Source organism: Pseudomonas sp. JE3303, assembly GCF_056312565.1.
Map to the genome: position 1 here is coordinate 51,595 of NZ_JBWGIF010000015.1, position 18,108 is coordinate 69,702.

An 18,108-nucleotide genomic window follows, 5' to 3' on the forward strand; every position below is an offset into this window, starting at 1 on the left:
TTATCGGCACATTTGAAGGGCAGGCTCCACCATGAAAGGCGACATTAGCGTCATCCAGCATCTCAACAAGATCCTCGGAAACGAGCTGGTCGCCATCAACCAGTATTTCCTGCATGCGCGCATGTACGAGGACTGGGGCCTGGAGAAGCTCGGCAAGCACGAGTACAAGGAATCCATCGACGAGATGAAGCACGCTGACAAACTGATCAAGCGTATTCTCTTCCTTGAAGGCATTCCCAACGTCCAGGACCTGGGCAAGCTGCTGATCGGCGAGCACACCCGCGAGATGATCGAGTGCGACCTCAAGATCGAGCAGAAAGCGCTGATCGACCTGAAGGCGGCCATTGCCCACTGCGAGACCGTCGGCGACTTCGGCAGCCGCGACATGCTCGAAGACATTCTCGAGTCCGAGGAAGAGCACATCGACTGGCTTGAAACCCAGCTCAGCCTGATCGACAAGATCGGCCTGGAGAACTACCTGCAGTCGCAGATGGGGGAGTAAACCAGCACTGCTGTACTGCGCAATAAAAAAAGCCCCGCATCAGCGGGGCTTTTTTATTGCATGCGGCTTATGCCTGATCGGCAGCCTTGGCAACAGCGTCCTTGATCAGGGTCTGCAATTCGCCGTTGGCGTGCATCTCGATCATGATGTCGCTACCGCCGACCAGCTCGCCGCCTACCCACAGCTGTGGGAAGGTCGGCCAGTTGGCGTACTTGGGCAGGTTGGCGCGGATTTCGGGGTTCTGCAGGATGTCGACGTAAGCGAACTTCTCGCCGCAACCCATAACGGCTTGCGCCGCCTTGGCCGAAAAGCCGCACTGCGGGGCATTCGGCGAGCCTTTCATGTAAAGCAGAATGGTGTTGTTGGCAATCTGCTCTTTGATCGTTTCGATGATATCCATGAAGCACCTCGGCTGAACTTTCCGACTCCATCGTCGGCACGGTGACGCATTGTATCGGAAAGCCGAGCGGCATGCTCGGCCTTGCCTCGTCAGGCCGCTACCACTTCTACCGGCACGCCGTTCAGGGCGGCATTGCCCGATACGGCGTCGCGCAGGTGTTCGTCGGTCAGGTCGTTGGCGCTGACGCCGGGCTGACCGTTGGCGATCTCGAGTTGCGCGCCTTTCAGGCCGTGTCCGTAGCCATGGGGCAGGCTCACCACGCCCGGCATGACTTCATCACTGGCCAGGACCTGCACTCGCACGCTGCCGACCCGGGATTTCACTTGCACCCATTGACCATCCTGCAGGCGACGCGCTTCGAGGTCGCTTGGATGCATCAGCAACTGGTGACGCGGCTTGCCTTTTACCAGCCGGTGGAAATTGTGCATCCAGGAGTTGTTGCTGCGCACATGCCGACGGCCAATCAACTGCAACTGGTCTGGCGCTGGCGGCACTTGCCGGGCAAGGCGTTGCAGGTCGTCGAGCACGACCTGAGGCGCGGCATCGACGACCTGACCCGGCGTTTTCAGGCGCGATGCCAGATTCGGCTGCAGCGCACCCAGGTCCAGACCATGCGGGTGCTTGTCCAAGGTATCCAGCGACAGCTGCCACGGTGAGGCATCTCCGTAGCGCCCCTGGCGCAGGCCGGTATCGATCATTCGCGCGGGCGGCACTGTGGGCTTGAGCTCGACCTGGGTGCGCTCGGCGAGAGCCTGGGCCAGGCCGACGAAGATTTCCCAATCGTGCAGCGCACCTTCTGGCCGGGGCAGGATCGCCCGGTTGAAGCGGGTGACGTTGCGCACCGCCAGCAGGTTGAAGGTGGTGTCGTAGTGGTCGTTTTCCAGTGCCGAGGTGGAGGGCAGGATCAGGTCGGCATGGCGCGTGGTTTCGTTGATGTACAGGTCGATGCTGAGCATGAACTCCAGCCCTCCCAACGCCTTGTCCAACTGGCGCCCATTGGGGGTGGACAACACAGGGTTGCCGGCCACCGTGACCAGCCCCCGCACCTGCCCTTCCCCCTTGCCGAGAATCTCCTCGGCCAAGGCCGCTACAGGCAGCTCGCCGCCGTACTCGGGCAACCCGGACACCCGGCTCTGCCAGGCATTGAAATGCCCGGCCGGGGTGCTGGCCACCAGGTCGACCGCGGGCTCTGTGCACAGTGTCCCACCGACCCGGTCCAGATTACCGGTCACCAGGTTGATCAGCTGCACCAGCCAATGGCAAAGCGTGCCAAAGGATTGGGTGGACACGCCCATGCGTCCGTAGCAAACGGCTTTTTCGGCTGCGGCGAAGTCCCGAGCCAGCTGACGGATGCGCACGGCGTCGATGCCGCACAGCGGACTCATCGCTTCGGCATCGAAAGGCAGGATCGCCTCTCGCACTGCTTCGAGCCCTTGCACCGGCAAGTGCGAGCCACGCGCCAGGCCTTCGGCGAACAGCGTATTGAGCAGCCCACACAGCAGCGCGGCATCACCCCCAGGGCGAATGAACAGGTGCTGATCGGCCATGCCCGCCGTTTCGGTACGGCGAGGGTCGACGACTACCAAGCGGCCGCCGCGGGCTTGCAGCGCCTTGAGCCGCTTGGCGACGTCCGGCACAGTCATGATGCTGCCGTTGGATGCCAACGGATTGGCGCCCAGCACCAGCATGAAGTCGGTGTGATCGATGTCGGGAATCGGCAACAGCAGGCCATGGCCATACATCAGGTAACTGGTCAGGTGCTGGGGCAGTTGGTCGACCGAGGTGGCAGAAAAACGGTTGCGGGTCTTGAGCAGGCCCAGGAAGTAGTTGCTGTGGGTCATCAACCCGTAGTTGTGCACGCTGGGATTTCCCTGGTACACCGCCACCGCGTTGCGCCCATGGGCTTGCTGAATGGCCCAGAGCCGGTCGGCGGCGAGGGCAAATGCCTCCTGCCAGCCGATGGCTTCCCAGCGCTCGCCAATGCGCCGATGAGGCTGGCGCAGACGGTCCGGATCGTTCTGGATATCCTGGAGCGCAATCGCCTTGGGACAGATATGGCCGCGGCTGAACGGGTCGTCGTGATCGCCCTTTATGGAGCTGATGCTTGCCGGGCCATTGTCCGGTCGGAAGACTTCGATATTCAGGCCGCAGATGGCCTCGCACAGGTGACAGGCACGGTGGTGCAGGGTGCTGGGCATGGCCGCCTCTGCTGATGGTTGTCTGAAATCCGACTATGCGCCAGCGATCAACCCGGCACCAGCCGGTTTCGCCGCATGAATCGAACGCCATCAGGCGGAGCAATTTGCGACCTTGGTTTGCAAAACCGAGCACGGTCGGTGTAAAAACGCCTGTAGCAAATAAGAAACAGCGTCCCCCCAGGGTTTACGACACCCTTTGATACACCGAGCCTGCCGTCCCTATTGGTTTCAGGCGACATTTAATTATAGTATTGCGCCTTTCCCTAATTCCGTCGCCCCGTGCGGCTAACGCCGCAGGTCACCTCCGTTGTTCAAAACCGTCAAGGAAACCGGTACGGTCGACCTGCAGTCCGATGCAAACAAGGTAGTCAATCATGAGCGCTAGGCACTTTCTCTCCCTGATGGATTTCACGCCCGACGAGCTGCTGAGCGTAATCCGTCGCGGCATCGAGCTGAAGGACCTGCGTAACCGCGGCGTACTGTTCGAACCCCTGAAAAACCGGGTGCTGGGAATGATCTTCGAAAAATCGTCGACGCGGACCCGCCTGTCGTTCGAAGCCGGCATGATCCAGCTCGGCGGCCAGGCCATCTTCCTCTCGCCGCGTGACACCCAGCTGGGCCGCGGCGAGCCGATCGGCGATTGCGCCATTGTGATGTCGCGCATGCTCGACGCCGTGATGATCCGCACCTTCGCCCACAGCACGCTCACCGAGTTCGCCGCCAATTCACGGGTACCGGTGATCAACGGCCTTTCCGATGATCTGCACCCCTGCCAGTTGCTGGCCGACATGCAGACTTTCCACGAACACCGTGGCTCGATTCAGGGCAAGACCGTGGCGTGGATCGGTGACGGCAACAACATGTGCAACAGCTATATAGAGGCAGCCATCCAGTTCGACTTCCAGCTGCGCGTGGCCTGCCCCGAGGGCTACGAGCCCGACCCGCGCTTCGTCGAAGCCGCTGGCGAACGCGTGCGGATCGTGCGTGATCCCAAGGATGCGGTACGTGATGCGCACCTGGTCAGCACCGATGTCTGGACTTCCATGGGTCAGGAGGAGGAAACTGCTCGGCGCCTGGCGCATTTCGCGCCTTTCCAGGTCACCCGTGAACTGCTCGACCTGGCGGCATCCGACGCCCTGTTCATGCATTGCCTGCCCGCCCACCGTGGTGAGGAAATCAGTCTGGACCTGCTTGACGACCCTCGCGCGGTCGCCTGGGACCAGGCTGAAAACCGCCTGCATGCACAGAAGGCCCTTCTCGAATTTCTTGTAGAACCGGCTTACCACCACGCATGAGTCAACCCCTACTGCTCAACCTGCGCAACCTCGCCTGCGGCTATGGCGACCAGCGCATCGTCCAGAACCTCAACCTGCACTTGAACGCAGGCGACATTGGTTGCCTGCTGGGTTCATCAGGCTGCGGCAAGACCACCACCCTGCGCGCCATCGCCGGCTTCGAGCCCGTGCACGAAGGTGATATCACCCTGGCGGGCGAAGTGATCTCGCGCGCAGGCTTCACCCTCGCCCCGGAGAAACGCCGGATCGGCATGGTGTTCCAGGACTACGCGCTGTTCCCTCACCTTACCGTGGCGCAGAACATCGCCTTTGGCATCGCCAAGCACCCGCAGCAGCGCGACGTCATCCAGGATATGCTCGAGCTGGTCAAGCTCGGTGGCCTGGGCGGCCGTTACCCGCACGAACTGTCAGGTGGCCAGCAGCAGCGCGTCGCCCTGGCCCGTGCACTGGCTCCGGAGCCACAACTGCTGCTGCTCGACGAGCCGTTTTCCAACCTTGACGTCGAGCTGCGCCGGCGCCTCAGCCATGAGGTGCGTGACATCCTCAAGAGCCGCGGTACCAGCGCCATCCTCGTCACTCACGACCAGGAAGAAGCCTTCGCGGTCAGCGACCACGTCGGCGTGTTCAAGGAAGGTCGGCTTGAACAGTGGGATACGCCCTACAACCTTTATCACGAGCCGCTGACGCCTTTTGTCGCAAGCTTTGTGGGCCAGGGGTATTTCATCCGTGGCCAGTTGCTCAGTCCTGAAGCTGTCAGTACCGAGCTGGGCGAATTGCGCGGCAATCGCGCCTACACCATGGCGGTAGGCAGTGCGGTGGACGTGCTGCTGCGCCCGGACGATATCGTGCATGCCCCGGGCAGTGCATTGCAGGCGCGGATCGTAGGCAAGAGTTTCCTGGGGGCCTCGACCCTGTATCGGCTGCAACTGCCGACCGGCAGCCAGCTCGAAGCGATCTTCCCCAGCCATGTCGATCATCTGATCGGCCATGACGTAGGGATCGAAGTGGCGGCGGATCATCTGGTGCTGTTCGCCGTAGCGGGGAGCGTGGCGGCGCAGTTGCACTCCCAGGACGCAGGTGTGCGCCGGTACAGCTCGGTGACCTGAACGTCCGGACCGCATCGCGCCTGTTGCGGGGCAAGCCTGCGAATGGCGCGATGCAGCTCCCGTAGAGCATTCACACCCTGCCAATCGAGGCAAACTGGCCCAGGGTATTCGCGGCAAGTACGTCAGCGGCCAGTTCGACCTCCAGCCCACGCCTCCCGGCACTGACGTGAATCGTCTCGAACGCTTGAGCGGACTGGTCGATAAAGGTGCGCAAGCGCTTTTTCTGTCCCAGCGGACTGATTCCCCCCACCAGATATCCCGTCGCCCGCTGCGCCGCTGCGGGGTCGGCCATCTCGCACTTCTTTACCCCAGCTGCATGGGCGAGAGCTTTCAGGTCAAGTGTCCCGCCGACAGGAACCACCGCCACCAGCAACTCCCCCCTGTCACTGCTCGCCAGCAGTGTCTTGTAAACGCGCAGTGGGTCTAGCCCAAGCTTCTCAGCGGCTTCCAGTCCATAGGACGCCACTTTCGGATCGTGATCGTAGCTGTGAATTCGATGTTCGGCGCGAACCTTCTTCAACAGATCCAGGGCAGGTGTCATGCAGTGCTCCATTGGGCGGCAGGCCAGGGTTTGCGCGTACTTTAGGGGAAAAGTCAGGGACCGGCCAGCGAGTGGCGGCCGCGTCGCGTCGCGAATGAAGTCACTTTGCCAGCCAACAGTCAGAATATGTCCAATGGTTCACTTTCGACCTTTGACATAAGCGTTTCTTGTCTATATTTTTTCGTTTCTGAATAAATGACGCCCTGATAAGGTGCATTTCCTTTACCCACCCGGCCTCAATGGGGATCGATGCCGGGCCTTGCTGTCGAGCGCACCCAGCGCCTTACAACAACAAGAATCGAGGTCATACATGACGACTGCTCTACGTCCACCTACGCTGTCCAGCCAATGCATCGCCGAATTCTTCGGCACCGCGCTGCTCATCTTTTTCGGCACGGGCTGCGTCGCCGCGCTCAAGATCGCGGGTGCCAGCTTCAGCCTGTGGGAGATCAGCATCATCTGGGGCATCGGCGTCAGCATGGCCATCTACCTGACCGCTGGCGTATCTGGCGCGCACCTGAGCCCGGCCGTGAGCATTGCGCTCTGCCTGTTCGGCGGTTTTGAAAAGCACAAGCTGCCCTTCTACATCATTGCGCAGATCGCCGGCGCGTTCTGCGGGGCTGCATTGGTCTATACCCTCTACAGCAGTCTTTTCTTCGATTACGAACAAGCACACGCCATGGTTCGCGGCAGCCAGGAGAGCCTGGAGCTCGCCTCGGTGTTCTCGACCTACCCGCACCCTGCGCTTTCCACGGGCCAGGCGTTCCTGGTGGAGGTGGTGATAACCGCGATCCTGATGGCCGTGATCATGGCCCTGACAGACGACAACAACGGTCTGCCGCGCGGCGCCATGGCCCCCCTGCTGATCGGCCTGCTGATCGCCGTGATCGGCAGCGCAATGGGCCCGCTCACCGGTTTTGCGATGAATCCGGCACGAGACCTTGGGCCCAAGCTGATGACCTTCATGGCCGGCTGGGGCGAGATGGCACTGACCGGTGGCCGTGATATTCCTTATTTCCTGATTCCGGTGTTCGCGCCGATCACCGGGGCGTGCCTCGGCGCGGCCCTGTACCGCATGGTAATCGGCCGCAACCTGCCCGATGCCGAGGCAGCGACCATCCAGACCGACGATAATTCTCAGGGCAAGACCCAGGTTTCCTGATGCCGGCGCTGAGCCCAACGCTCGCCCACGCCCTGATCTACTCCCTATCTTGTGCAAGGCCAACGACATGACAGACACCCAGAACAAGAACTACATCATTGCCCTGGACCAGGGCACGACCAGTTCGCGGGCCATCATTTTCGATCGTGACGCCAATGTGGTCGGCACCTCCCAGCGCGAGTTCGCTCAGCACTATCCGCAAGCGGGTTGGGTCGAGCACGACCCCATGGAAATCTTCGCCACGCAGAGCGCAACCATGGTCGAAGCCCTGGCCCAGGCGGGCCTGAGCCACGCTCAGGTGGCCGCTATCGGTATCACCAACCAGCGCGAGACCACCGTGGTGTGGGACAAGGAAACCGGTCGCCCGGTCTACAACGCCATTGTCTGGCAGTGCCGCCGCAGCACCGAGATCTGCGAGCAGCTCAAGCGCGACGGTCATCAGGAGTACATCCGCGAGACTACCGGCCTGGTCACCGATCCGTATTTCTCCGGCACCAAGCTCAAGTGGATCCTGGACAACGTCGAGGGTGTGCGCGAGCGTGCCGAGCGTGGCGAGCTGCTGTTCGGCACCATCGATACCTGGCTGATCTGGAAATTCACCGGCGGCAAGGTACACGTCACTGACTACACCAACGCCTCGCGCACCATGCTCTTCAACATCCACACCCTGGAGTGGGACGAGAAGATGCTTGAGGTGCTGGACATTCCGCGCCAGATGCTGCCCCCGGTTCGCCCTTCGTCCGAAGTCTATGGCCACACCAAGAGCGGCATCGCCATCGCTGGCATTGCTGGCGATCAGCAGGCCGCGCTGTTCGGCCAGATGTGCGTCGAGCCAGGCCAGGCCAAGAACACCTACGGCACTGGTTGCTTCCTGCTGATGAACACCGGCACGCAAGCTGTCAACTCTTCCCACGGCCTGCTGACCACCATCGCCTGCGGCCCGCGCGGTGAAGTCGCCTATGCCCTGGAAGGTGCGGTATTCAACGGTGGGTCCACCGTGCAGTGGCTGCGCGACGAGCTGAAGATCGTCAACGATGCCCACGACACCGAATACTTCGCGAGCAAGGTCAAGGACAGCAACGGAGTCTATCTGGTGCCGGCCTTCACCGGCCTGGGCGCCCCGTATTGGGACCCGTATGCCCGTGGTGCGCTGTTCGGCCTGACCCGCGGGGTGAAAGTCGACCATATTATCCGCGCCGCGCTGGAGTCGATCGCCTACCAGACCCGCGACGTGCTCGACGCCATGCAACAAGACTGCGGCCAGCGCCTGAGCGAGCTACGGGTGGACGGCGGCGCGGTCGCGAACAATTTCCTCATGCAGTTCCAGGCCGACATCCTGGGAACCTGCGTCGAACGTCCGCAGATGCGCGAAACCACTGCGCTGGGTGCGGCCTACCTCGCGGGCCTGGCCTGCGGGTTCTGGGGCAGCCTGGACGAATTGCGCGGCAAAGCGGTCATCGAGCGTGAATTCAGCCCGCAGCTGGACGAGGCACGCAAAGAGAAACTGTACGCCGGGTGGCTGAAGGCCGTCGACCGCACCCGCGACTGGGAACCGCACGAGGAGTGATCTGCGCGTACATGAAGCCGTAGCGACTGGTCGTCAGACCCGTCCTGCGGCATCATTGCAGCATTTGTCCGGCAGCCCGAAGGACCGCCCATGAATCTGCCCCCACGCCAACAACAAATCCTCGAACTGGTGCGCGACCGCGGCTATGTCAGTATCGAGGAAATGGCGCAGTTGTTCGTCGTCACTCCCCAAACCATCCGCCGTGATATAAACCTCCTCGCAGAGGTCAACCTGCTGCGCCGTTACCACGGTGGTGCCGCCTATGACTCGAGTATCGAGAACACCGCCTACGCCATGCGCGCCGACCAGATGCGCGATGAGAAGCAGCGCATCGCCGACGCCGTGGCCAAGCAGATTCCCGACCATGCCTCGCTGTTCATCAATATCGGTACCACCACCGAATCCATCGCCCGCGCCCTGCTCAACCACAACCATCTCAAGGTGATCACCAACAACCTCCACGTGGCGTCGATTCTCAGCGCCAAGGATGACTTCGAGGTGCAGCTGGCGGGCGGAACCGTCCGCCGTGATGGCGGCGTGGTCGGCCAGGCCAGCGTGGATTTCATCCATCAATTCAAGGTGGATTTTGCCTTGGTGGGCATCAGTGGTATCGACGAAGACGGTAGTCTCCTGGACTTCGACTACCAGGAAGTGCGTGTATCCCAGGCGATCATCGCCAACGCCCGCCAGGTGATCCTCGCCGCCGACTCCAGCAAGTTTGGCCGCAATGCCATGGTACGCCTGGGCTCGATCAGCCTGGTCGACTGCCTGGTGACAGACCAGGCGCCCTCTCCTGCCTTGGCCGAGCTGCTCAGCCAGAACAAGATCCGCCTCGACGTGGTCTGACTGCCTCCCGCGCACGCCACTGGACCCAGTGGCGTCACTTATGTTCGTTAATGTTCGAAACTTTATTATCCGATCAATATTTTCTATGGGATCGGACTGGCTACTGCCTGTGCATTGCGCTAGTATTTTCGGAAACGAACATAGATGTTCACATTCGATGTGAAATGCCCCAGGAGGCCTTGCCGTGTCCCAGCCTACTTCGTCCCAGCCGCCCGTTGCCGACTGCTATGATCTTGCCGTGATTGGCGGGGGGATCAATGGCGTGGGCATTGCCGCTGACGCAGCCGGGCGCGGTCTCTCGGTATTCCTTTGCGAAAAGGATGACCTGGCCAGCCACACCTCCTCGGCCAGCAGCAAGCTGATCCACGGCGGCCTGCGCTACCTGGAGCACTATGAGTTCCGCCTGGTACGCGAAGCGCTGGCAGAACGAGAAGTATTGCTGGCCAAGGCTCCGCACATCGTCAAGCCGATGCGCTTCGTGCTGCCCCATCGCCCGCACCTGCGTCCGGGCTGGATGATCCGCGCGGGCCTGTTTCTCTATGACCACCTGGGCAAGCGCAAGCAGCTGGGTGCCTCGCGCGGCCTGCGTTTCGGCCCGGGCAACCCGCTCAAGCCGGCCATCACCCATGGCTTCGAATATGCCGACTGCGCCGTGGATGACGCGCGTCTTGTGGTAGTCAACGCCATGGCCGCCCGTGAACACGGTGCACACATTCGAACCCGCACCCGCTGCCTGAGCGCCAAGCGCGCCGGTGGACTGTGGCAGGTCGAGCTGGAGCATGCAGACGGCAGCCGTCAGAGCATTCGTGCCCGCGCATTGGTCAACGCAGCGGGCCCATGGGTCGCCAGCTTCATCAAGGATGACCTGCAGCTCGATGCGCCATACGGTATCCGCCTGATCCAGGGCAGCCACCTGATCGTGCCGCGTCTGTACGAGGGCGAGCATGCCTACATCCTGCAGAACGAAGACCAGCGCATCGTGTTCGCGATTCCCTACCTCGATCGCTTCACCCTGATCGGGACCACGGACCGTGAGTACACCGGTGACCCGGCCAAGGTTGCGATCACCGATGTGGAGACCGACTACATTCTCAAAGTGGTCAACGAGCACTTCAATCATCAACTCAGCCGCGCCGACATCCTGCACACCTATTCTGGCGTGCGGCCGCTGTGCAATGACGAATCGGACAACCCTTCGGCGGTGACCCGCGACTATACCCTTGCCTTGTCCGCCAGCCAGGGCCAGGCACCGCTGCTGTCGGTCTTCGGTGGCAAGCTGACCACCTACCGCAAGCTGGCCGAGTCGGCGATGGTCGAGCTCAAGCCGTTCTTCACCCAGATGCGTGGCAGCTGGACGGCCAGCGCGCCCCTCCCAGGCGGCGAGCGGATGACCACCGTGCAAGCACTGGTCGACGCCATCCTGGCCCGTTGCGGCTGGTTGCCGGTCGATATCGCCCGCCGCTGGGCGCAAACCTACGGCAGCCGCGTGTGGAACCTGCTCGAAGGCGTTCAGGGTCCCGACGACCTTGGCCAGGCTATCGGCGGTGGGCTGTTCACCCGGGAAGTGGATTACCTGCGCGAGCAGGAGTGGGCGGTCGGCGCTGACGACATCCTCTGGCGCCGCAGCAAGCTTGGGTTGTTCACCACCGATGCCGAGAAGCAGGCGCTGCGCGATTATCTGCAGCAGCTGAATCGTCAAAACGCTGCCTGAGCCCGGGACAACGGCAATCCCAGTCCATGATGCAGTCCGGGAATCCATTCGGATTCCCGGATGGCTAATCGCCACCCGTTCGGAATCCCGGACAAACCCTCCCCTCACAAAACCTTCATAAAACCTTGATCACCAGCCTTTGCGCGGCGTTATGATCGATGCCAGGGCTTGGCACGACTCATGCTCTACACTCTTCACCCGAATACATCACCGCTTCAGGCTGTGTTCGTTGAACGAAAGAGTCCGCCAACGGCTCCATAAAAAAAACAAACGTCGAGGAAAATTTGATGCGTATCGTTCGTCACCTGTTGGGCGCCGCCATCGCGGCTGCCGTCATCAGTTCCCCGGTCATGGCCGAAGAACTGACCGGCACCCTCAAGAAGGTCAAGGATTCGGGCACCATCACCCTGGGGCACCGAGACTCTTCCATTCCGTTTTCCTACATCGCCGATGCTTCGGGTAAGCCCGTGGGCTATTCCCACGACATTCAGGTCGCCATTGTCGAGCACTTGAAGAAGCAGCTCGACACCCCTGAGCTCAAGGTCCGCTACAACCTGGTCACCTCGCAGACCCGTATCCCGCTGGTGCAGAACGGTACCGTCGACGTCGAGTGCGGCTCCACCACCAACAACGTCGAGCGCCAGCAGCAGGTCGACTTCTCGGTTGGTATCTTCGAAGTAGGCACACGCCTGCTGGCCAAGAAGGATTCCAAGTACAAGGACTTCCCGGACCTGGCCGGCAAGAACGTGGTGACTACCGCCGGTACCACCTCCGAGCGCCTGCTCAAGGCGATGAACGCCGACAAGCAGATGAAGATGAACGTCATCTCGGCCAAGGACCATGGCGAGTCCTTCCAGATGCTCGAATCGGGCCGCGCCGTGGCCTTCATGATGGATGACGCGCTGCTTGCCGGCGAAATGGCCAAGGCCAAGAAGCCGGGCGACTGGGCCGTGACCGGTACGCCACAGTCGTACGAGATCTACGGCTGCATGGTGCGCAAGGGCGATGCGCCGTTCAAGAAGGCGGTCGATGAGGCCATCGTTGCCTTGTACAAGTCGGGCGAGATCAACAAGATCTACGACAAGTGGTTCACCCAGCCCGTACCCCCCAAAGGCCTGAACCTCAACTTCCCGATGAGCAACGAGCTCAAGGAACTGATCGCCAACCCCACCGACAAAGCGGCAGACGACAAGAAGTCCTGACCCGCAGCCTCGTTAGTGTCTAACCTTTCATCCGAGGGCGGCTACCGCCCTTGGATGCTCGAAGGTGCCCGTGAAACAACTGAGGGGAAATCCCGATGAATTACAACTGGGACTGGGGCGTGTTCTTCAAGTCCACCGGCGTCGGCGACGAAACCTACCTGGACTGGTATATCACCGGCCTGGGCTGGACCATCGCGATCGCCATCTGCGCCTGGATCATTGCCCTGCTGCTTGGCTCGGTGCTGGGCGTCATGCGCACCGTGCCCAACCGCCTGGTGTCGGGTATCGCCACCGCCTATGTGGAGCTGTTCCGCAACGTGCCGCTGCTGGTGCAGCTGTTCATCTGGTACTTCCTGGTGCCTGACCTGCTGCCCGAGGGCCTGCAGGAATGGTTCAAGCAAGACCTCAACCCGACCACCTCGGCGCTGATCAGCGTGGTCGTCTGCCTCGGCCTGTTCACCGCAGCCCGTGTCTGCGAACAGGTGCGCACCGGCATCCAGGCGCTGCCCCGCGGCCAGGAGTCCGCCGCCCGCGCCATGGGCTTCAGCCTGCCGCAGATCTACACCAACGTGCTGCTGCCGCAAGCCTACCGGATCATCATTCCACCGCTGACATCCGAATTCCTGAACGTCTTCAAGAACTCCTCGGTCGCCTCCCTGATCGGCCTGATGGAGCTGCTGGCCCAGACCAAGCAGACCGCCGAGTTTTCCGCCAACCTGTTCGAGGCCTTCACCCTGGCCACGCTGATCTACTTCACCCTCAACATGGGCCTGATGCTGTTGATGCGCATGGTCGAGAAGAAGGTCGCGGTTCCCGGCCTGATCTCCGTGGGAGGTAAATGATGGACATGGACTTCACTGGCATCATCCCTGCCCTGCCCGCGCTGTGGAACGGCATGGTGATGACCCTGCAACTGATGGTGATGGGCATCGTCGGCGGTATCGTGCTGGGCACGATCCTGGCCCTGATGCGCCTCTCCTCGAGCAAGCTGATGTCGAGGATCGCGGGCGCCTACGTCAACTACTTCCGCTCGATCCCGTTGCTGCTGGTCATCACCTGGTTCTACCTCGCGGTGCCATTCGTGCTGCGCTGGATCACCGGTGAAGACACCCCGGTGGGCGCGTTCACCTCGTGCGTGGTCGCCTTCATGATGTTCGAGGCGGCGTACTTCTGCGAAATCGTCCGCGCGGGCGTGCAAGCGATCTCCAAGGGCCAGATGGGCGCCGCACAGGCCCTGGGCATGACCTACGGCCAGACCATGCGCCTGATCATCCTGCCCCAGGCGTTTCGCAAGATGACCCCGCTGCTGCTGCAGCAGAGCATCATCCTGTTCCAGGACACCTCGCTGGTCTATACCGTGGGCCTGGTCGACTTCCTCAACTCGGCACGCGCCAGTGGCGACATCATCGGGCGCTCGAACGAGTTCCTGGTGTTCGCCGGGGTCGTGTATTTCCTCATCAGCTTCTCCGCTTCGTGGCTGGTCAAGCGTCTGCAGAAAAGGATCACCGTATGATTTCCATCAAGAACGTGAACAAGTGGTACGGCGACTTTCAGGTACTGACCGACTGCAATACCGAGGTGAAGAAGGGTGAGGTGGTGGTGGTCTGCGGTCCGTCCGGGTCAGGCAAGTCGACGTTGATCAAGTGCGTCAACGCCCTGGAGCCGTTCCAGAAAGGCGACATCGTGGTCGATGGCACTTCGATTGCCGACCCGAAGACCAATCTGCCCAAGTTGCGCTCGCGCGTCGGCATGGTGTTCCAGCACTTCGAGCTGTTCCCGCACCTGACCATCACCGAGAACCTGACCATTGCCCAGCGCAAGGTGCTGGGCCGCAGCGAGGCCGAAGCAACCAAGAAAGGCCTGGCCCTGCTGGAGCGGGTCGGCTTGAGCAACCAGGCGAAGAAACACCCTGGCCAACTGTCAGGCGGCCAGCAACAACGGGTGGCAATTGCCCGTGCACTGTCGATGGACCCGATTGTCATGCTGTTCGACGAGCCAACCTCGGCGCTCGACCCCGAGATGGTCAGCGAGGTGCTCGATGTCATGGTGGAGCTCGCTCACGAGGGCATGACCATGATGTGTGTCACTCACGAGATGGGTTTCGCGCGCAAGGTGGCCAACCGGGTCATCTTCATGGACAAGGGCAACATCATCGAGGACTGCACCAAGGAGCAATTCTTTGGTGACCAGAACGCCCGCGACCCCCGTACCCAGCACTTCCTCAGCAAGATTCTGCAACACTAAGACATGGCACGCGCCCGCTGTCCGGTGAACACCGGGCAGCGGGCGCTGGTCGCGACAAGGCCACTGTGATGAAATGCGACCCCGCACACTTTCGCCCAGCTCAGCCTGCCCTTGCCGTGAAACCCCGTCTGATCCGCCAACTGCTGCTCCCGCCCTTGATCATCCTGCTGATGGTTGGCCTGGGTGTGGCCGGTTTCATGATCAGCGAGAACAACGGCATCCGCACCTTGAGCGATACTGGCGAGCGCCAGCTCGAACTGCATGCGCGCACCGTCGAGAGCGAAATCAGCAAGTACACCTATCTGCCGAGCCTGCTCGAACTCGAAGACAGCGTATCCAGTCTGCTCACCCGCAGCGACGACAGCCACCGCCAGGCGGTGAACGAATACCTCGAGGGCCTCAATCGGCGCAGCCGCAGCCGGGCAATCTTCGTGCTCGACACCAGCGGCCGGGTACAGGCCACCAGCAACTGGCGCGATGCCGATTCGTTCCTGGGCGAAGACCTGTCGTTCCGTGCCTATTTCCAGGACGCCGTGCGCGGTGAGCCGGGACGCTTCTATGGCATCGGCAGCACCACCGGCGAGGCCGGCTATTTCCTCGCCCACGGCCTTGAAGAGCACGGCAAGATCATCGGGGTGGCGGTCATCAAGGTGCGCCTCGACACGCTGGAAGAGCGTTGGCAACGTGCCCGCCTTGAAGCTTTTGTCAGCGACGAGAACGGCATCATCATCCTCTCCAGTGACCCGGCCCGCCGTCTCAAGTCGGTCCGCCCGCTGACCCCACAAGTCAAGGAGCGCCTGGCGCGCAGCCTGCAGTACTACTGGTGGCCGCTCAACGAACTGCAGCCCCTGGCGCGCGAAATCCTGGCGGACGGCGTCGAGAAGCTCACCTTCCCGGCCAATAGCGAGACCGACAAAGGCAAGCACCACAAGGTCGCCTATCTCGCGCAGACTCGCCGCCTGGCCGACACCCCCTGGCATTTCACCTTGCTCACGCCCCTGCAGGACCTGCGCCGCGAGTCCATGGTGCAGGGCGTGCTGGTGGGAGTGGCCTTTGCCCTGCTCGCAATCGTGCTGATCGCCTGGAACGAGCGGCGCAAGGTGCTGGCCACGCGCCTGGCAGCCCGTGAAGCGCTACAGGAAGCCAACAGCCAGCTGGAGCGCAAGATCGCCGACCGCACCGCCGACCTGCGCGCCAGCAACGACCGTCTCAAGGGCCAGATACGCGAACGCCGGCATGCCGAGCAGACCTTGCGCCACGCCCAGGACGAGCTGGTGCAGGCCGGCAAGCTGGCTGCCATCGGGCAGATGTCCACCAGCATTGCCCACGAGCTCAACCAGCCATTGGCGGCGCTGCGCACCTTGTCGGGCAATACCGTTCGCTTTCTCGAGCGCGGCGCCCTTGAAACCGCCAGCACCAACCTGCGCACCATGAACGAGCTGATCGACCGCATGGGCCGGATTACCGCCAGCCTGCGTTCCTTTGCCCGGCGTGGCGACGACCGCGGTCAGGCGTCGCTGGTCAAGGCGGTGGATGCCAGTCTGCAAGTGCTGGCCAGCCGCGTAGCCGGCTGTGGCCTGCAACTGCACAGCCACTTCGAAGACCAGCAGCTGGCCATCGATCAGACCCGACTCGAGCAGATTCTGGTGAACCTTGTCGGTAATGCCCTGGACGCCATGGCGGCCCAGCCGCAGCCCGAACTGTGGCTCGAAGGCGAGCCTCAGGGCGACAAGTACCGCCTGCGGGTACGCGACAACGGCCACGGTATCGATGCCGAGACCCGCAAGCACCTGTTCGAACCTTTTTTCACCACCAAGCCGGGTGATCACGGCCTGGGCCTGGGCCTGACCTTGTCAGCAAGCCTGGCCGCCGCTGCAAAGGGCAACCTGAGCGTCGAGCATCCCGCCAATGGCGGCACCGCCTTCGTTCTCGCCCTGCCCCTGGTTGCACGCCCCGCGGACGCGTCCGAGCGAATATGAGCAGAGAGCATTCATGAACCAAGCGCCCCTCACCGTCCTGATCGTGGAAGACGACCCGCATGTGCTGCTCGGTTGCCAGCAGGCGCTGGCGCTGGAAGACATCGCTTGTGAAGGTGTCGGCAGCGCGGAACAAGCCCTGGAAAGGATCGGGGATGACTTTGCCGGGATCGTCGTCAGCGATATCCGGCTGCCGGGCATCGACGGCCTCGAGCTGCTCAACCGCCTCAAGGCACGTGACCGCAGCCTGCCGGTGGTGCTGATCACCGGGCACGGCGATATCGACATGGCAGTAGGTGCCATGCGCAGCGGCGCCTACGACTTCATGGAAAAACCCTTTTCTCCCGAGCGTCTGGTGGAGGTAGTGCGCCGCGCCCTTGAGCAGCGCGGCTTGTCCCGCGAGGTGTTTGCCCTGCGACGCCAGCTGGCAGGCCAGAGCAGCCTGGAAGGGCGGATCATTGGCCGCTCGCCGGCCATGCAGAACCTGCGCGAATTGATAGCCAACGTCGCGGACACCTCGGCAAACGTGCTGATCGAAGGTGAAACCGGCACCGGCAAGGAACTCGTCGCCCGCTGCCTGCATGACTTCAGCCGTCGCCAGGCCCAGCCCTTCGTCGCGCTCAACTGTGGTGGCCTGCCCGAGAACCTGTTCGAAAGCGAGATTTTCGGCCACGAGGCCAATGCCTTCACCGGTGCTGGCAAGCGGCGCATCGGCAAGATCGAGCACGCCAATGGCGGCACGCTGTTTCTCGACGAGGTCGAGAGCATGCCGCTCAACCTGCAGATCAAGCTGCTGCGGGTGTTGCAGGAGCGCACCCTGGAGCGCCTCGGCTCGAACCAGAGCATCGCCGTGGACTGCCGCGTCATCGCCGCCACCAAGGCCGACCTCGATGCCCTGGGCCAGAGTGGGCAATTTCGCAGCGACCTGTACTACCGCCTCAACGTGGTCACTCTCGAGCTGCCGCCGCTCAGGGACCGTCGCGAGGACATCCTGCAGTTGTTCGAGCACTTCCTGCAGCAATCGGCGCTGCGCTTCGACCGCGAAGCCCCAGAGCTCGACAGCCAGACCCTGTCGCGGCTGATGGCCCACGATTGGCCCGGCAATGTGCGCGAGTTGCGCAATGTCGCCGAACGCCACGCCTTGGGCCTGCCCGCGTTCAAGAAGGCCGGCGCCAGCGCCAGCCAGGGCCTCGGGTTCGCCGAAGCGGTGGAAGCGTTCGAGCGCAACCTGCTCAGCGACGCCTTGCACCGCACCGGCGGCAATCTGAGCCAGGCCAGCCAAGAGCTGGGCATGGCAAAGACGACCCTGTTCGACAAAGTGAAAAAATACGGACTTGGCTGATCATAAGGAAACGACA

16 protein-coding genes are annotated in these 18,108 nt (G+C 62.2%); 13 read left to right on the top strand and 3 right to left on the bottom strand.

Annotated features, from left to right (window positions below; genetic code table 11):
* The first annotated feature begins 31 nt into the window (after nt 1-31).
* Complete coding sequence (gene bfr, locus AC0ZZU_RS20665) at nt 32-502, top strand: bacterioferritin (RefSeq protein ID WP_476343153.1); 471 nt, start codon at nt 32-34, stop codon at nt 500-502.
* 67 nt (nt 503-569) lie between these two features.
* Here the strand turns inward: bfr and grxD are convergent, their stop codons facing one another.
* On the bottom strand, nt 570-902 hold the full coding sequence (grxD, locus tag AC0ZZU_RS20670; protein ID WP_158459768.1) for a Grx4 family monothiol glutaredoxin: 333 nt from the start codon (nt 900-902) through the stop codon (nt 570-572).
* 89 nt (nt 903-991) lie between these two features.
* Nucleotides 992-3,100, bottom strand: coding sequence for a molybdopterin-dependent oxidoreductase (locus AC0ZZU_RS20675; RefSeq protein ID WP_476343154.1), 2,109 nt, complete (start codon nt 3,098-3,100; stop codon nt 992-994).
* 374 nt (nt 3,101-3,474) lie between these two features.
* Here AC0ZZU_RS20675 and argF point away from each other — a divergent pair, with 374 nt between their 5' ends.
* Together argF and AC0ZZU_RS20685 are read left to right on the top strand one after the other, a co-directional pair.
* A complete protein-coding gene (argF, locus tag AC0ZZU_RS20680) occupies nt 3,475-4,395 on the top strand; it encodes an ornithine carbamoyltransferase (RefSeq protein WP_476343155.1) in 921 nt (306 codons plus the stop codon).
* Nucleotides 4,392-5,501, top strand: a complete 1,110-nt coding sequence (locus AC0ZZU_RS20685) for an ABC transporter ATP-binding protein (RefSeq protein WP_476343156.1) — start codon at nt 4,392-4,394, stop codon at nt 5,499-5,501. The genes argF and AC0ZZU_RS20685 overlap by 4 nt, the downstream gene beginning before the upstream one ends.
* A 70-nt stretch (nt 5,502-5,571) precedes the next feature.
* On the opposite strand, the gene ybaK is transcribed toward AC0ZZU_RS20685, so the two are convergent.
* The gene (ybaK, locus tag AC0ZZU_RS20690) at nt 5,572-6,042 is read right to left on the bottom strand and encodes a Cys-tRNA(Pro) deacylase (RefSeq protein ID WP_476343157.1); all 471 of its coding nucleotides are present in this window, start codon (nt 6,040-6,042) and stop codon (nt 5,572-5,574) included.
* A gap of 310 nt (nt 6,043-6,352) precedes the next feature.
* Here ybaK and AC0ZZU_RS20695 point away from each other — a divergent pair, with 310 nt between their 5' ends.
* The 10 genes from AC0ZZU_RS20695 to aauR all read left to right on the top strand — a co-directional run bounded on the left by AC0ZZU_RS20695 (nt 6,353) and on the right by aauR (nt 18,092).
* On the top strand, nt 6,353-7,204 hold the full coding sequence (locus tag AC0ZZU_RS20695) for an MIP/aquaporin family protein (RefSeq protein WP_476343158.1): 852 nt from the start codon (nt 6,353-6,355) through the stop codon (nt 7,202-7,204).
* Nucleotides 7,205-7,271: 67 nt separating this feature from the next.
* Nucleotides 7,272-8,771 (top strand): glycerol kinase GlpK, encoded by a 1,500-nt coding sequence (glpK, locus tag AC0ZZU_RS20700; RefSeq protein WP_476343159.1) that lies wholly within the window; start codon nt 7,272-7,274, stop codon nt 8,769-8,771.
* Between the two features lie 90 nt (nt 8,772-8,861).
* Nucleotides 8,862-9,617: a DeoR family transcriptional regulator gene (locus AC0ZZU_RS20705; RefSeq protein WP_476343160.1), complete on the top strand. Its 756-nt coding sequence runs from the start codon at nt 8,862-8,864 to the stop codon at nt 9,615-9,617.
* 184 nt (nt 9,618-9,801) lie between these two features.
* The gene (glpD, locus tag AC0ZZU_RS20710; RefSeq protein ID WP_476343161.1) at nt 9,802-11,328 is read left to right on the top strand and encodes a glycerol-3-phosphate dehydrogenase; all 1,527 of its coding nucleotides are present in this window, start codon (nt 9,802-9,804) and stop codon (nt 11,326-11,328) included.
* A gap of 287 nt (nt 11,329-11,615) precedes the next feature.
* A complete protein-coding gene (locus tag AC0ZZU_RS20715) occupies nt 11,616-12,530 on the top strand; it encodes a glutamate/aspartate ABC transporter substrate-binding protein (RefSeq protein WP_476343162.1) in 915 nt (304 codons plus the stop codon).
* Between the two features lie 95 nt (nt 12,531-12,625).
* Entirely contained in the window at nt 12,626-13,372 is a 747-nt protein-coding gene (locus tag AC0ZZU_RS20720; protein WP_476343163.1) for an amino acid ABC transporter permease, read from the top strand.
* Nucleotides 13,372-14,043 (top strand): amino acid ABC transporter permease, encoded by a 672-nt coding sequence (locus AC0ZZU_RS20725; RefSeq protein ID WP_476343282.1) that lies wholly within the window; start codon nt 13,372-13,374, stop codon nt 14,041-14,043. The genes AC0ZZU_RS20720 and AC0ZZU_RS20725 overlap by 1 nt, the downstream gene beginning before the upstream one ends.
* A complete protein-coding gene (locus AC0ZZU_RS20730) occupies nt 14,040-14,774 on the top strand; it encodes an amino acid ABC transporter ATP-binding protein (RefSeq protein WP_476343164.1) in 735 nt (244 codons plus the stop codon). Before AC0ZZU_RS20725 ends, AC0ZZU_RS20730 begins: the two co-directional genes overlap by 4 nt.
* Before the next feature lie 68 nt (nt 14,775-14,842).
* The gene (gene aauS, locus AC0ZZU_RS20735; RefSeq protein WP_476343165.1) at nt 14,843-16,753 is read left to right on the top strand and encodes a two-component sensor histidine kinase AauS; all 1,911 of its coding nucleotides are present in this window, start codon (nt 14,843-14,845) and stop codon (nt 16,751-16,753) included.
* Nucleotides 16,754-16,766: 13 nt separating this feature from the next.
* A complete protein-coding gene (gene aauR / locus AC0ZZU_RS20740) occupies nt 16,767-18,092 on the top strand; it encodes a two-component response regulator AauR (RefSeq protein WP_476343166.1) in 1,326 nt (441 codons plus the stop codon).
* The last annotated feature ends 16 nt before the right edge of the window (nt 18,093-18,108 follow it).

Bases quoted from the DNA above. Each gene is read 5' to 3' on its own strand.
- aauR (WP_476343166.1), top strand. From the start codon at position 16,767: ATGAACCAAGCGCCCCTCACCGTCCTGATCGTGGAAGACGACCCGCAT.
- glpK (WP_476343159.1), top strand. From the start codon at position 7,272: ATGACAGACACCCAGAACAAGAACTACATCATTGCCCTGGACCAGGGC.
- AC0ZZU_RS20720 (WP_476343163.1), top strand. From the start codon at position 12,626: ATGAATTACAACTGGGACTGGGGCGTGTTCTTCAAGTCCACCGGCGTC.
- AC0ZZU_RS20725 (WP_476343282.1), top strand. From the start codon at position 13,372: ATGGACATGGACTTCACTGGCATCATCCCTGCCCTGCCCGCGCTGTGG.
- ybaK (WP_476343157.1), bottom strand. From the start codon at position 6,042: ATGACACCTGCCCTGGATCTGTTGAAGAAGGTTCGCGCCGAACATCGA.
- AC0ZZU_RS20685 (WP_476343156.1), top strand. From the start codon at position 4,392: ATGAGTCAACCCCTACTGCTCAACCTGCGCAACCTCGCCTGCGGCTAT.
- aauS (WP_476343165.1), top strand. From the start codon at position 14,843: ATGAAATGCGACCCCGCACACTTTCGCCCAGCTCAGCCTGCCCTTGCC.
- AC0ZZU_RS20730 (WP_476343164.1), top strand. From the start codon at position 14,040: ATGATTTCCATCAAGAACGTGAACAAGTGGTACGGCGACTTTCAGGTA.
- AC0ZZU_RS20675 (WP_476343154.1), bottom strand. From the start codon at position 3,100: ATGCCCAGCACCCTGCACCACCGTGCCTGTCACCTGTGCGAGGCCATC.
- AC0ZZU_RS20695 (WP_476343158.1), top strand. From the start codon at position 6,353: ATGACGACTGCTCTACGTCCACCTACGCTGTCCAGCCAATGCATCGCC.
- grxD (WP_158459768.1), bottom strand. From the start codon at position 902: ATGGATATCATCGAAACGATCAAAGAGCAGATTGCCAACAACACCATT.
- AC0ZZU_RS20705 (WP_476343160.1), top strand. From the start codon at position 8,862: ATGAATCTGCCCCCACGCCAACAACAAATCCTCGAACTGGTGCGCGAC.
- bfr (WP_476343153.1), top strand. From the start codon at position 32: ATGAAAGGCGACATTAGCGTCATCCAGCATCTCAACAAGATCCTCGGA.
- argF (WP_476343155.1), top strand. From the start codon at position 3,475: ATGAGCGCTAGGCACTTTCTCTCCCTGATGGATTTCACGCCCGACGAG.
- AC0ZZU_RS20715 (WP_476343162.1), top strand. From the start codon at position 11,616: ATGCGTATCGTTCGTCACCTGTTGGGCGCCGCCATCGCGGCTGCCGTC.